General features: G+C 65.0%; 11 protein-coding genes. 3 read left to right on the forward strand and 8 right to left on the reverse strand.

Annotated elements, in window-relative coordinates; all coding sequences use genetic code 11:
* Positions 1-10: 10 nt before the first annotated feature.
* The 8 genes from tssH to QEP15_RS21195 form a co-directional block, all read right to left on the reverse strand.
* Entirely contained in the window at positions 11-2,722 is a 2,712-nt protein-coding gene (tssH, locus tag QEP15_RS21160; protein ID WP_280148009.1) for a type VI secretion system ATPase TssH, read from the reverse strand.
* A 21-nt stretch (positions 2,723-2,743) separates the two neighbouring features.
* Complete coding sequence (gene tssG / locus QEP15_RS21165) at positions 2,744-3,835, reverse strand: type VI secretion system baseplate subunit TssG (protein WP_174245419.1); 1,092 nt, start codon at positions 3,833-3,835, stop codon at positions 2,744-2,746.
* Entirely contained in the window at positions 3,799-5,637 is a 1,839-nt protein-coding gene (tssF, locus tag QEP15_RS21170; protein WP_152382522.1) for a type VI secretion system baseplate subunit TssF, read from the reverse strand. Before tssF ends, tssG begins: the two co-directional genes overlap by 37 nt.
* Before the next feature lie 51 nt (positions 5,638-5,688).
* Positions 5,689-6,174 (reverse strand): type VI secretion system baseplate subunit TssE, encoded by a 486-nt coding sequence (gene tssE, locus QEP15_RS21175; RefSeq protein ID WP_056325732.1) that lies wholly within the window; start codon positions 6,172-6,174, stop codon positions 5,689-5,691.
* A gap of 82 nt (positions 6,175-6,256) precedes the next feature.
* Positions 6,257-6,760 carry an Hcp family type VI secretion system effector gene (locus QEP15_RS21180; protein WP_006226591.1) on the reverse strand — a complete coding sequence of 168 codons (504 nt, stop codon included), beginning with the start codon at positions 6,758-6,760 and terminating at the stop codon, positions 6,257-6,259.
* A 45-nt stretch (positions 6,761-6,805) separates the two neighbouring features.
* On the reverse strand, positions 6,806-8,299 hold the full coding sequence (gene tssC, locus QEP15_RS21185; protein WP_056325730.1) for a type VI secretion system contractile sheath large subunit: 1,494 nt from the start codon (positions 8,297-8,299) through the stop codon (positions 6,806-6,808).
* Positions 8,292-8,807 (reverse strand): type VI secretion system contractile sheath small subunit, encoded by a 516-nt coding sequence (gene tssB / locus QEP15_RS21190; RefSeq protein ID WP_152382523.1) that lies wholly within the window; start codon positions 8,805-8,807, stop codon positions 8,292-8,294. Before tssB ends, tssC begins: the two co-directional genes overlap by 8 nt.
* Positions 8,808-8,877: 70 nt before the next feature.
* On the reverse strand, positions 8,878-9,591 hold the full coding sequence (locus QEP15_RS21195; RefSeq protein WP_280148010.1) for a tetratricopeptide repeat protein: 714 nt from the start codon (positions 9,589-9,591) through the stop codon (positions 8,878-8,880).
* 155 nt (positions 9,592-9,746) lie between these two features.
* On the opposite strand from QEP15_RS21195, the gene tssJ reads away from it, so the two are divergent.
* The 3 genes from tssJ to icmH all read left to right on the forward strand — a co-directional run bounded on the left by tssJ (position 9,747) and on the right by icmH (position 12,573).
* Positions 9,747-10,364, forward strand: a complete 618-nt coding sequence (gene tssJ, locus QEP15_RS21200) for a type VI secretion system lipoprotein TssJ (protein WP_081100935.1) — start codon at positions 9,747-9,749, stop codon at positions 10,362-10,364.
* Positions 10,365-10,430: 66 nt separating this feature from the next.
* Positions 10,431-11,777: a type VI secretion system baseplate subunit TssK gene (tssK, locus tag QEP15_RS21205; RefSeq protein ID WP_056325717.1), complete on the forward strand. Its 1,347-nt coding sequence runs from the start codon at positions 10,431-10,433 to the stop codon at positions 11,775-11,777.
* Positions 11,778-11,793: 16 nt separating this feature from the next.
* Positions 11,794-12,573: a type IVB secretion system protein IcmH/DotU gene (gene icmH / locus QEP15_RS21210; protein WP_056325715.1), complete on the forward strand. Its 780-nt coding sequence runs from the start codon at positions 11,794-11,796 to the stop codon at positions 12,571-12,573.
* Positions 12,574-12,615 lie beyond the last annotated feature (42 nt).

Below are 12,615 nucleotides of genomic sequence, written 5' to 3' on the forward strand. Positions count from 1 at the left end.
CTGTCTTGAATCAGCTCATGCGGAAGCGGAATTCGCCGTTCTTGCCCGCACTGACACGGATCTTGGCGATCGCCTCACCTTGCGCCATGCGGCTGAGGACCTGCCCGGCAATCTCGGGCAGCAGCGTTCCATTGAGGATGTGATCGACATTGCGCGCCCCCGTGTCCACTTCGGTGCAGCGGGCCAGCACCGCCTCGACCAGCGCCTCATCCCATTCGAACACCGCGCGGTGCGTGGCCGCCACGCGGCGTGCGATGCGGCCCAGCTTCAGTTCGATGATGTGCGCCAGCGCGTCATCGTCCACGGGGAAATAAGGAATGGTCTTCATGCGGCCCAGGAAGGCCGGCTTGAAGGCCTTGTACAACTGCGGCATCAACAGCTCGGACAAGGCGTCCGGCGTCGGGCGCTCCGCGGCCGGCTTGTTCAGGCATGCCTGCATGATGGCGCTGGAGCCGACGTTCGACGTCAGGATGATCAGCGTGTTGCGGAAGTCGATCTCGCGCCCCTCCGCGTCGTCCATCACACCCTTGTCAAAAACCTGGAAGAACAGCTCCAGCACATCGGGGTGGGCCTTTTCGATTTCATCCAGCAGCACCACGCTATAGGGCTGGCGGCGCACCGCCTCGGTCAGCACCCCGCCTTCGCCGTAGCCCACATAGCCCGGCGGCGAGCCCTTCAGGCCAGAAATGCTGTGGGCCTCCTGGTACTCGCTCATGTTGATCGTGACGAGCTTGCGCTCGCCGCCGTACAGAATGTCGGCCAGCGCCAGCGCGGTCTCGGTCTTGCCCACGCCCGACGGGCCCACGAACAGGAACACGCCCTTGGGCTTGTCCGGGTCTTCCAGCCCGGCGCGCGCCGTACGAACGCGCTGCGCGATGGCCTCCAGCGCGTGGTCCTGCCCGATCACGCGTTCGGCCAGCAGCGGCTGCAATTGCAGCACCGTGCGGATCTCGTCGTTGACCATGCGGCCCAGCGGGATCCCGGTCCACGCCGAGATGATCTCGGCCACGATCTGCGCGTCCACGCAGGCCGGCACCAGGGGCTGTTCGCCTTGCAACGCCCGCAGCTCGTCCATCAAGCCCGCCAGACGCTGCTGCGCGGGCGTCAGCGGCACGGCCTGCGCGGCCTTGCGGCGCGACGAGGACGGCGGCGGCGCCTTCTCCGCGGACGCCTCCGCGGCCGTTTCCTGCGGCGCGGTTTCCAGCTCCGTCCGCAAGGCGTGTATCCGCGCCACCAGGTCCATTTCCGCCGCGTGGCGCGACTCGGCATCGGCCAAGGTCTGCGTGACCGCCGCGATCTCGTCGCGCAATTCGTCCAGGCGCGCGTGCGGCGCGCCCGTGGCGGCTTCGCGCTGCAACGCGGCCTGTTCGGCGCCAAGGCGCGTCAGGCGATGCCGCGCATCATCGATCAAGGCCGGCGTGGCGCTGCGGCCCAGCGCCACGCGCGCGCATGCCGTATCCAGCACGCTGACCGCCTTATCGGGCAGCTGGCGGCCGGTGATGTAGCGATGCGACAGCCTGGCCGCCGCGCTGATCGCCTCGTCCAGGATGCGCACACCGAAATGGCGCTCCATCAGCGGCGCCATGCCGCGCAACATCGATGCGGCCAGCGTCTCGTCCGGTTCCTCCACCTTGATCACCTGGAAGCGGCGCGCCAGCGCGGCGTCCTTCTCGAAGAACTTTTTGTATTCGCTCCAGGTGGTGGCGGCGATGGTGCGCAGTTCGCCGCGCGCCAGGGCCGGCTTGAGCAGGTTGGCCGCGTCGTTCTGCCCCGCCTGCCCGCCCGCGCCGATCATGGTGTGGGCTTCGTCGATGAACAGGATGATGGGCGACGGGCTCTTCTTGACCTCGTCGATGACGTTCTTCAAGCGGTTCTCGAACTCGCCCTTGACGCTGGCGCCCGCCTGCAGCAGACCCATGTCCAGCGTGCGCAGCGTCACCTCGGCCAGCGCGGGCGGCACGTCGCCCGACACAATCCGCAGCGCCAATCCCTCGACCACCGCCGTCTTGCCCACGCCCGCCTCGCCGGTCAGGATGGGGTTGTTTTGCCGCCGCCGCGTCAGGATGTCGATCATCTGGCGGATTTCGGCGTCCCGTCCGATCACCGGGTCGATCTTGCCCTCGCGGGCGCGTTCGGTCAGGTTCGTGGTGTATTGGTCCAGGGCCGGCGTGGCCGACAGCGCCGGCGCCGGCTGGCCAGCGTCGCCCTGCGGCCCCGCGCCATCGGCAAAACCCACGGCTTGCCCGGCCTCTTCCGAACCGGCCGTCAAGGCGGCAAAGTCATGCTTTAACGCGTCCAGCCGGAACGATTCGAACAGCGTCGAGCCGCGCCGCGCCAGTTGCGCCAGATCGGGCTCGGTCAGCAGGGCCAGCAACAGGTGGCCGGACCGGATGCGCGTCGTCTGGGTATCAAGCGACGCAATCAGCCACGCATGTTCAAAGAGCTTGGGCAGATGCGGTGAAAACACCGGCGTGCGCGTATTGCCGTTCTTGAAGCGGCCGATCTCCGCATTCAGGTCCGCCTCCAACGCGTCGGTCTTGATGTGGCAACGCTGCGCGATGACGCTCACGTCGCTGGCCGGCCTTTCCAGCAAGGCCAGAAACAGATGCTCCAGATCCACTTCGTAGTGGCCTTGCGCCATGCACAGGCTGGCGGCGCGTTCGGCGGCCTGGCGGCAGGTCTGGTTGAGCTTTCCGATCAAGGTCTTCAGCGGTGTGGCCATAAGTGTCTGAGGGTGATGGGGTCAATGGATGGTGTGCAGTTCGTAACTGGCGTCGTCGCGGTCTTGCCGGGCGGGCTCGGTGCACAGGAACGAATTCCAGCCCAGGCGCACCTCGGCGCCTGCGCCCAACTGGCTGGGGGTGACGCTCTCGCGCGCCAGCACCAGCCGCACCTCGTATTCGAACGTCATCCCGCCGAACATCGTCAGGAGTTTCTCCAGCGCCTGCGCGCGCTCGCCGCCAGGCAGGAAGTCGGTGAACGCCTGGCCCGACAAGGGGCCGATCCAGAGCCGGATGCGCAGGTCGCGCTGCCAGATGCGGTCTCCAGCAAGCGCCGACACGCCAAGCACGGCGCCAGGATGCCCAAGCTGCGTGCGGTTCTGCGGCGGGACGTCATACCAGCGGCCGACAAACTGTTCCACGCGCAGCGGCACGCCAAAGTAATCCTGCAGCACGCGCTGCAGGTACGGCGCCGACACCGGCCGCTGACGCGCCGCCGCCGCGTAGTGCGCGATCGATTCGTCATGGACCCGCCCCGCGCCGTTGTGCAGGCGGTCCCGCAGCGCCGGATGGCCGATGCCGCCCAAGGCCAGCAAGAGCGGCAGGTAATGATGGTCCGGTTCGGTTTCGTGCCGCAGCGGCATGCGGTATTTCTTCCACGCCGCGTAGAAGAGCGCCGCCGCCCGGTTCGAAAAGATGTCGAAGAACGCGCGGGCGCCCCGGTCGCGCCGCAGGCTTTCGCGGTTGGCCAGCATTTCCGAGTAATGCAGCGGCAATGCGCCCTGCCCGCCCAAGAGTCCAAAGAACGCGGGCGTCACGTCCACGCGGCCCAGCCGGCCTTCGGCCACGGCGGCCTGCCGCGCGGCCTCGTCCGCCAGCACTTCGCCGTTCTTGTCGTACGCCACCGCATCCACGATCTCGCTGGGCGGAAAGCCCAGGCCCGGCGCGTTGGGAAAGCGCAGGTGCACCGGCACCGGATGACGCGTCGCACCCCGCTCCTGCCGGGCAAAGCATTGCTCCAGCAGGCGCACCGCCTGGAAAAACTTGAAGCGCTGCGGCTCGGCCAGCAGCGCGTCCATCACGCTAGGATGGCGTCGCCGTTGCAAGGGGGGCATCGTAGAAGTTCCTCCGCGCCGCGGCGCGACAACACAACCAACTGCACGAAACTGTTCGCATGCACATACAGGCCGAAGAAGCGATTGATGACCGCCACGAACGTGTGCAGGCTGGTGCCCACGAAGTGGTCTTCATTGACGGTCAACCGGATTTCGATGCCGCGCACGAAGGTGGCGAACGGTTCGCCCGGCATCCAGTGCGTGGCGGGCTTGTAGTCCAGTCCCACCAGCCCTTCGATCTGGCGCGCGGCCACGGCCGAGCCGGACAGGTCGTACAGGCGCAGCGTTTCCTTGAGCGCCGGCAACCCGCTCTGCACCAGGGACAGATGGTTCAACGCCAGATGCGAGATCAGGCGCCAATGCGCCGCACGGCCCTGCTGGAACCGGTGCGAATGCGTCGGGCGGCGCAGCATGCGGATCGTGCGGGCCACCGAGCCGCCTTCCAGAAACAGATCGCCGCCCGCCTGCCCCACCGCAATCTGCGACGGCAAGTCCCGATTGGTGCAGGTCAGATCCAGGCTCAGCGTTTCGGTCTGCGGCACCGACGGGTCGAAGTCGATATCGACGATCGAAATCTCCGTCTCGTAGCCCGGACTGCGCTGCGCCATCGACGCATCGCGCCGCATCGTCCAGTAGTGGCCCGCCTTGTCGGGCGATTCGCCATGGTGCAGCGAATAGAAGGGCCTGAATTCCACGACCGCATCGCCCTGCGCGTTCTGACGCACCTGGCGCACGCGGTCGATCGAATAGACCTCGTAACCATAGGCCCGCCGCGCGTCCGCCACCACCGGGTACGACGCCGACGCATGCGTGACGCGGATGGGATCCGCGCGCTGCGAAAACAGGTTTGACACCGGCGTGCAGCCGAGCCGCAGATTGTCGGCGGACGTCGATTCCAGCAGCCGCGCGGTATTGGAATCCGCGCGCAGGCCGCTGACCGGCAGGTGCAGCGTGAACTGGCGCACCGTGCCCAGATAGGGGCGCAGCGCGGCCAGGTCGATGTCCACGAAGTTGAATTTTTCCGAGAACACGAAGTACTCGGCCAGGAGGCGATACGCCGGGTGCGAACTGGCCGGAAAGTCGATCAGCGCGTCTTCTTCCGCCAGTCCCACCTGCCCGACCGGAATGGCGGGCAGACGATCCCAGCGCCCCGGTTGCAGCTCGACGTAGGCCGCGGCGGCGCGCAGGAACAGCGCGTCGCGCAAGGCCGCCACGAATGACGGTTCACCGTGCAGGTACACCCGAAGCCGGTCCACGCCCAGGGCCCCGAAATGCTGATTCTCGCCCTGGCAACCCAGGGTGACGGAAAAACGCCCGGTCACGCCGGCCGGCAGCTTGGCCGTGGCGGGCGCATTGGCGCTGGACTCAAAGCCGGCGCGCAGCACTTCAACGGGCGCCAGCGTGACGTCATAAGTGGTGCGAAAGCGGCACGACACGCCCCGGACCGGGTGCGACTTCAGTTCCGTGCCGCGCGCAATCCGGACCGGCGCGGTCAGTTGCGCGCCCGCGCCGCCAAGGTCGAACTGCGCGATGCTGCAAGAGGGAAAGGGCCGCAGGTAATGCGGGTACATCACCTCGAACAACGCTTCGGTGAATTCCGGGTAGTCATCGTCCAGCTTCTTGTTGATGCGGGCGCTCAACAAGGCGAACGACTCGATCATGCGTTCAACGTGCGGATCTTCGCAGGTCTCGCCCGAGAGGCCGAGCCGCGCGGCGATCTTCGGGTAGCGTTCGGCGAAGTCGCGCGACGACGTGCGCAGAAAGCCCAGTTCGCGCTCGTAATAAGGCAGCAATTCTTCCATTGTTGTCTTTCCTTCCAGCGCGCCAATGCACCTGCGTTACGAGTGGGGGCCTCAGACCGTGGCCGGGCTCTTGGCCCAGCCCTTGGTCACGGAGTACTGCAGCGTCGAGGGCTGCAACGTGGCGTCGAAGGTGACGGGCTCGTGGGCGGGTCCCACGTCCAGCATCGCCGTGATCGCGAAATACAGCACCGATGTCGCGCGGCTGTCCACCTGGAGCATCACCCGCACGTGCGTCAGGCGAGGCTCGTGGCGCGCGATCGCCTGCTCCAGCGACCGGCAGATGAATTCGCGGTCGTAGTGGCTGGCAAGACTCAATCCGGAAAAGTCCGACAGGCCGTACGTCAGCACCGACCGCTGGCAGTTGGGGAAGCGCCGCAGGTCTTCCTCGGTGAACACCATGCGGGTGTTCAGCAAGGCCTCGATGTCGCGCGCCACCGTTTCCTTCATCTCTTCGATCGACAGGCGGCGCAGCGCATAGGGCGATTGGCCCTCCGCCTCGAACAGCTTGTCGAACAGACTCGGTTCGAATCCTTTCATCGGGGCCTGATCAATCCGGAAACAGCAAAAAAATGGACAGCGGCCCGGCTCGGGCCGCGGTCTCTTGGCAACCTGGCAGCGATCAGACCGAGTAGGTCTTGTCGTTCTTGGTCAGGCTCCAGGCGCCCTGGGCGTTGCCGCCCTGGTTGCCGCCGACCTTCTGCTGCGTGTACTTCCACTGCACGGCGGCGTACTTCAGCGAGAACGACTCGTGCGGCAGGCCTTCGGCAACCACTTCCGGCGCCACGCGCGCAATGATCACGTACTTGAGCTTGATTTCCAGGTACTTGACCCGATTGCCCTCACCGTCCGCGCGCAGAAAATCGATGGTGACTTCATCGAACGTCGTGCCGCCGGACGCGTGCTGATACAGCAGCGGGCTGACCACGTCCAGATCCTTGGTGAAGACCATTTCGCCGTGTTCGGTGCGCTCGGCGGTATGGCCGCCCGAGGTCGATGCGGTGGCCGAACGCGGCTGGATGATTTCATGGCGCCACGAGCTGACTTCGATCCAATCCGGGTGGTCCTTGTCTTGCGATTCGCCCTTGAGCGCCGGATTGCCGAACTTGACGTAGATGTCCTTCATTGTTGATAACCTCTTTCAATGGATGAGTGGTCAGTGCAATGACGATCAGGATTTCTGAGCCTGAGCCGGCAGTTCGGCAACCAGGCGCAACGAGATCGAGAGTTCGTCAAGCTGGAAATGCGGCCGCAAAAACGCCACGGCGCGGAAGACGCCCGGACGTCCCGGGACCTCGGCCACCTGCACCGAAGCTTCGCGCAGCGGAAACTGCGCTTTTTGTTCCTGCGTCGCGTTGTCGTCCAGCAGCACGTACTGCGACACCCAGCGATTCAGGAAACTCTCAACGGACTGCGCCGACGCGAAGCTGCCGATCTTGTCGCGCATCATCGCCTTCAGGTAATGCGCCACGCGCGACACCGAGAAGATGTACTGCAGCTGCGCCGACAACACCGCATTGGCGTTGGCGCTGTCCGTGTTGTATTTCTTGGCCTTCTGCACCGACTGTGCGCCGAAGAAGGCCGCGTAGTCCGAATTCTTGCAATGCACCAGCGGGATCAGGCCCTGATCGCTCAGTTCCTTTTCCCGGCGGTCCGTGATGGCGATTTCGGTCGGGCACTTGAGCGCGATTTCGCCGTCGTCCGTCTTGAACGTGTGCGTCGGCAGGTTCTCGACCAGACCGCCGCCTTCCACGCCGCGGATCGCGGCGCACCAGCCAAAGTCGGCAAACGCGGCCGTCAGGCGGGCGCCGAACGCCCACGCCGCGTTGCACCACAGGTACTTCGAGTGGTCGGTGCCGTCCACGTCCTCAACGAAGTTGAAGCCTTCGACCGTGGTGCCTTCCACCGGATCGTAGGGCAGGCGGCCCAGAAAGCGCGGCATGGTCAGGCCCACATAGCGGGAGTCTTCCGAATCGCGGAAGCTGCGCCACTTGGTGTATTCCACGGTGTCGAACACCTTGGCCAGGTCGCGCGGGCGGCCCAGGTCGGCAAAGCTGTCCAGGCCCAGCAGTTCGGGCGAGGCCGAGGCGATGAAGGGCGCGTGCGAAGCCGCGGCCACATGCGACATCTGCTCGATGAAGTACATGTCCTCGGGCTGGCGCGTGATCTCGAAGTTGCCCAGCAATGCGCCGAACGGCGCGCCGCCGAACGTGCCGAATTCTTCTTCGTAGACCTTCTTGAACATCAGGCTCTGGTCGAAGTCGATGGCGGTCTGGAAGTCGCGAACCAGGTCACGCTTGGTGGTGTTCAACACCTTGATCTTCAGCATCGGGCTGGTGTCGGTCTCCTGGCACAGGTAGTGCAGGCCGCGCCACGTGCTCTCCAGGTTCTGGAATTCCGGCGCGTGCATCACCTCGCTCAGTTGCGCGGAAATCAGGCGGTCCAGCTCGGCCACGCGCGCATCCAGCATTGCGGAAAGATTGTCGGACACCACCACGGTGCCCTTCATGACTTCACGCACCAGCTCACCGATGATGTCTTTGGCGCGATCGTGCTCGGCGGTCGACTTGGCGACCCGGCTTTGCTCGACGATCTGGTCCAGCAGGCCGCCTTGCGCGTCGGCCGGGGCGGCAGCGGTGTTCTGTGCAGCGGCGGAATTACTCATTGCGGCCTCCCTTGTCGGTCTCGCTGGTCAACTGTTGCAGCTTCTCGGTGCTGGACAGCACTTCGCCCAGCAGGTCTTCCAGCTTGTCGTTGCCCGCCAGCTTGTTGCGCAGGTCCGCTAGCTTGGTGCGTATGTCGAGCAATTCGCGCAGCGGCTCCACCTGCTGGACCACGGCTTCCGGGCGGAAATCCTCGATCGAACGGAACTTCAGGTCCACGCCGAACGTGCCGCCTTCCTCGGTCAGCGCATTCTTGACGCGGTACGCGGCGCGCGGCTCCAGCCCACGCATCACGTCGTCGAAGTTGTCGACGTCGATGTTGACGAACTTGCGGTCCTTCAGACGCGGCAGCTCGGCTTCGGATTGCGCCGAAAAGTCCCCCACCACGCCCACGACGAAGGGAAGCTCCTTCTGTTCGATGGCGTCGCCCTTCTCCACGTCATACGTGAGCTGAACGCGCGGCGGACGGACTTTCTGCAATCGTTTCTGAACGCTTTCTTTCTTGGCCATGGATGGCTCCGTGCAAAGGATCGTGGCGGTCGGTCAGGCGCGCCGGGCTAGCCGGCGCTGCCTGGGCGAATCACTTGGTAAGCAGGTCGCCGAACGGGTTCGGCGCGCGGTTGGGCTGCTGGGCGGGCTGGGTTGCGGCGGGCGACGCATTGGAGGCGGCCCCCGGCGCGGCGCTGGGAGTGACCTTGGGTGCGGCAGGCGTCGATGCGGCGGGTGCCGCACCCGTCGGTGCAACGCCCGTCGGTGCGGCGCTGGAAGGCGACGCACTCGCCGGGGCGGGGTCGGCCTTGCGCGGCGGCTGACGCGGACGCGGCGGCGGGCGGCGGCCTTCCGGGAACAGCACATCCTGGCCCAGCGTCTCGCGCATTGCCGCGGCCAGGGCCACGGCGTCTGCGCGCGCATTGCCTGCCAGCAACGCATCGGCGCGCAGGTCCGCCAGCGACTGCATGGCTACACGCAGGCCGCCGACGGCGCGCACGCTCTTGGCCACGAAATCATCCGGGTCGCGGCTCAGCGCCTCGTCGGCCGCGACGATGGCTTGACCATATTTCTGTTCGTCGAAACGAATCTTCGCGATGTAGGACCACGGCAATCCCTTGGACGGATTGCGGACTGCAATCTCCTCGAATTGCGCGACGGCCTGGTCGGCGCTCTTTTGCTCAAGCGCCTTTTCCGCTTCGGCCATGGATTGTTTGTATTCGGATTCCGACTGCGGTTTTACCGACGCGCAGCCGGCCATTACGGCAACGACACCTGCGAGAACGACGAGGCGGGGAAAGCGCATTTTTAAGCACCTAGCGGGGTTGTAACTAGGGGCCGTATTTCAACAACCTTTTGTTAGCCCAGCGCTACAGCAAGTGTCTTCATGTTACTTGCGTCGAAATTGCGCCTAACGTGCTGCGATCTGTATTGCTTCACACACTTCCGGTATAAAGGGCCATGTCCAAACATATCCATTTATCACGCTTCTTCGCAGTCGCGGCTTGCTCGCTTGCAAGCACCGTCATTACTGGATGTGCGGCCGTATCAGCCATCGGCGCGGTGGCCGGCTTGACCGGAAATGCGATGGAGATGGCGGGCCTGAAAAAGCCCGAAAACGCGCCTGTCGAGGTGAATTTGACGATCCATGCCGGAGAAAATTTGAATGCCAGCAGCGGACAGTCGATGGCTGTAGTTACAAAAATATACTACCTGAAGAATCCTGAGCAATTCCAACGTGCGCCGCTCACGCAATTGATAGACACTGCTGCCGAGAAAGCCACGCTCGGGGAATCCGTGCTGGGAATACGTGAGCTGACGCTCACACCCGGCCAACGGTTCGAAGCCGTCGAAAAGGTCCCCAAGCAAGCCGATTACATCGCGATCGCCGGGTTGTTCTACGCGCCCGCGCCGATGCGTTGGAAGTATGTATTCAAGGTCGACGACGTGGAAGACAGTGGCATTGTGCTGGGCGCGCACGCGTGTGCGCTCACCGTCGCCACTGGCAAACCCACGTTGCCGGCGGGCCTGCCAGCCTACGACCCGGCACGCCTTTCCGGCGTGCAGTGTCCCGGTTGACGCGCATTGCGCGTAGGCCCGCCTTCTATATGAAGACATGGAAAGACAAGCAAAGGGAGCGCCAACTTGAGTCACTCAGCCAAAGTCCTTTGGGGCGAAGGGTTGTTTCTGCGGCCGCAACATTTTCAGCGGCAGGATGCCTATCACGAAGACCGGCTGGCCGAGATGGCCCGCGCCTTGCATCCCTATGCGTGGGGCCTGCGCGCCGCGCGCTTCGATGCATCGGCACTGGCCAACGGCATGTTGCGCGCCACAGAGATGAGCGCGGTGTTTCCGGACGGTGAACTCTACAACGCGCCCCATGGCGATGAACTGCCGCCGCCGGTTGCGCTGACCGCGCTGGATGGCGTCACCGAAGCGGTCTTTTACCTGGCCATCCATCCGCTCAAGGCGATTGGCGGCAATTACCGCGATGGCCAATCGGCAGCCAGCTTCGACTCACGCTACACGCACAACAATGCGCCGGCCCCCGACCTGTACACGGGCGCCACCACGGCTGAGCTGGCGTTCCTGCGCAAAGACGTGCGCCTGATCTCGGAATTCGAACCGCGCGACGCGCTGCTGGCCATTCCGGTGGCGCGCGTGCGCCGCACCGCCAGCGCGGGCTATGAGCTGGACACCACCTTCGTTGCGCCGAGCCTGTCGTTGACGGCCTCTGGCGCCCTGCATGAACAGCTGCGCCGACTGCTGGACGCGCTGCAGGCCAAGGTGAATGCGCTGTACGGCTTTCACCGCGAACCCAGCAAGAACATCATCGAGTTCCGCTCGGGCGACGTCGCCTCGTTCTGGCTGCTGCACACGGCCAACGAGGCCTACGCCACGCTGTCGCATCTGTTTCACCATCCGCAGCTCCACCCGGAACGGCTGTTCCAGGAACTGGCGCGGCTGGCGGGCGCGCTGATGACGTTCTCCAAGCTGCATACGCTGGCCGACCTGCCCGTCTACCGGCATGACGCGCCCGGCCCGGCGTTCGCCCGCATGGACGAAATCCTGCGCGACCTGCTGGAAACGGTGATCTCCACACGCTACTTCTCCATCGTGCTGGAAGAGTTGCGGCCGTCGTTCCACATGGGCAGGCTGGATTCGGAAAAGCTCGACGAAACCACGTCGCTGTATCTGGCGGTGCAGGCCGCCATGCCTGCCTCGGAACTTTCCGAAAGCGTACCCATGCGCTTCAAGGTGGGCGCGCCGGAAGACGTGGATAAGCTGGTGCTGTCGGCCATGCCCGGCGTGCCGCTGGCCTACACGCCGCAGGTGCCGCCGGCGGTGCCCGTCAAGCCCGGGGCGGTGTATTTCGCGCTACAGGCGCGGGGTTCGCTCTATGACCGCATGCTGCAAGCGCGCAGCATCGCCATCTACGCGCCCGCCGGCATCCCTGAGCTCAAGCTGGATTTGATTGCAGTCACCCGCTGACAGGACACGTACTTCCATGACCGCAGACGCTCCCTCCCTGATGCCCGGCGCCACGCTGCCGCCCCGGGCCGCCGAGTTCCACGCCAGCCGTCCGGCCAGGTCCTTGCTGGACTTGCTGTATGACGGCTTCCTGATGCTGTTCCTGCTCAAGAGCGGACAAGAGCCCACCGACGCCGCGGCGTTCTCGGCGCGGGTGCAGCAGTTTCTGGCGGACTACGAACGCGCCGCCAAGAAAATGGATATTCCCGCGGAAGACGTGTATGCCACCAAGTATGCATTCTGCGCCGCGGTAGACGAGACCGTGCTGAATTCGCAGTTCGCCATTCGCGATGCGTGGATGCTGCAACCCCTGCAGCTCACCTTGTTCGGCGAACAGCTGGCTGGCGAGAATTTCTTTGCCCGGCTGGAAGACCTGCGCGCCCAAGGCGCGCCGCGCCTGCAATCGCTTGAGATCTACTACATGTGCCTGTTGCTCGGCTTTCAGGGCAAGTACCTGATCGAGGGCCAGGAAAAACTCGGCTATCTGACTGCGCGGCTGGGCGACGAGATCGCGCTGCTGCGCGGCAAGCGCACCGGTTTCGCGCCGCACTGGCCGCTGCCCGACAAGGTGGCGCACACGCTGAAACGCGACGTGCCGCTGTGGTCGATCATGGCTGTCTTTGCGCTGCTCGGCCTGCTGGCGTTTCTGGGGATGCGCCACTTCCTGAACACCGAGATGCAGACGGCGATGGCGCCGTACCACGACATCGTCAAGCTGGGTCCGCGCGCCGCGCACCTGACGATTTCGCTGCCATAGCGTCCGGGCCGGCTCCCGGCCCTGCTTTCACCCGCCCCCTCC

The organism is Achromobacter mucicolens (assembly GCF_029866465.1).
GTDB lineage: Bacteria > Pseudomonadota > Gammaproteobacteria > Burkholderiales > Burkholderiaceae_B > Achromobacter > Achromobacter mucicolens.

Bases quoted from the DNA above. Each gene is read 5' to 3' on its own strand.
- tssH (WP_280148009.1), bottom strand. From the start codon at position 2,722: ATGGCCACACCGCTGAAGACCTTGATCGGAAAGCTCAACCAGACCTGC.
- tssG (WP_174245419.1), bottom strand. From the start codon at position 3,835: ATGCCCCCCTTGCAACGGCGACGCCATCCTAGCGTGATGGACGCGCTG.
- tssF (WP_152382522.1), bottom strand. From the start codon at position 5,637: ATGGAAGAATTGCTGCCTTATTACGAGCGCGAACTGGGCTTTCTGCGC.
- tssE (WP_056325732.1), bottom strand. From the start codon at position 6,174: ATGAAAGGATTCGAACCGAGTCTGTTCGACAAGCTGTTCGAGGCGGAG.
- QEP15_RS21180 (WP_006226591.1), bottom strand. From the start codon at position 6,760: ATGAAGGACATCTACGTCAAGTTCGGCAATCCGGCGCTCAAGGGCGAA.
- tssC (WP_056325730.1), bottom strand. From the start codon at position 8,299: ATGAGTAATTCCGCCGCTGCACAGAACACCGCTGCCGCCCCGGCCGAC.
- tssB (WP_152382523.1), bottom strand. From the start codon at position 8,807: ATGGCCAAGAAAGAAAGCGTTCAGAAACGATTGCAGAAAGTCCGTCCG.
- QEP15_RS21195 (WP_280148010.1), bottom strand. From the start codon at position 9,591: ATGCGCTTTCCCCGCCTCGTCGTTCTCGCAGGTGTCGTTGCCGTAATG.
- tssJ (WP_081100935.1), top strand. From the start codon at position 9,747: ATGTCCAAACATATCCATTTATCACGCTTCTTCGCAGTCGCGGCTTGC.
- icmH (WP_056325715.1), top strand. From the start codon at position 11,794: ATGACCGCAGACGCTCCCTCCCTGATGCCCGGCGCCACGCTGCCGCCC.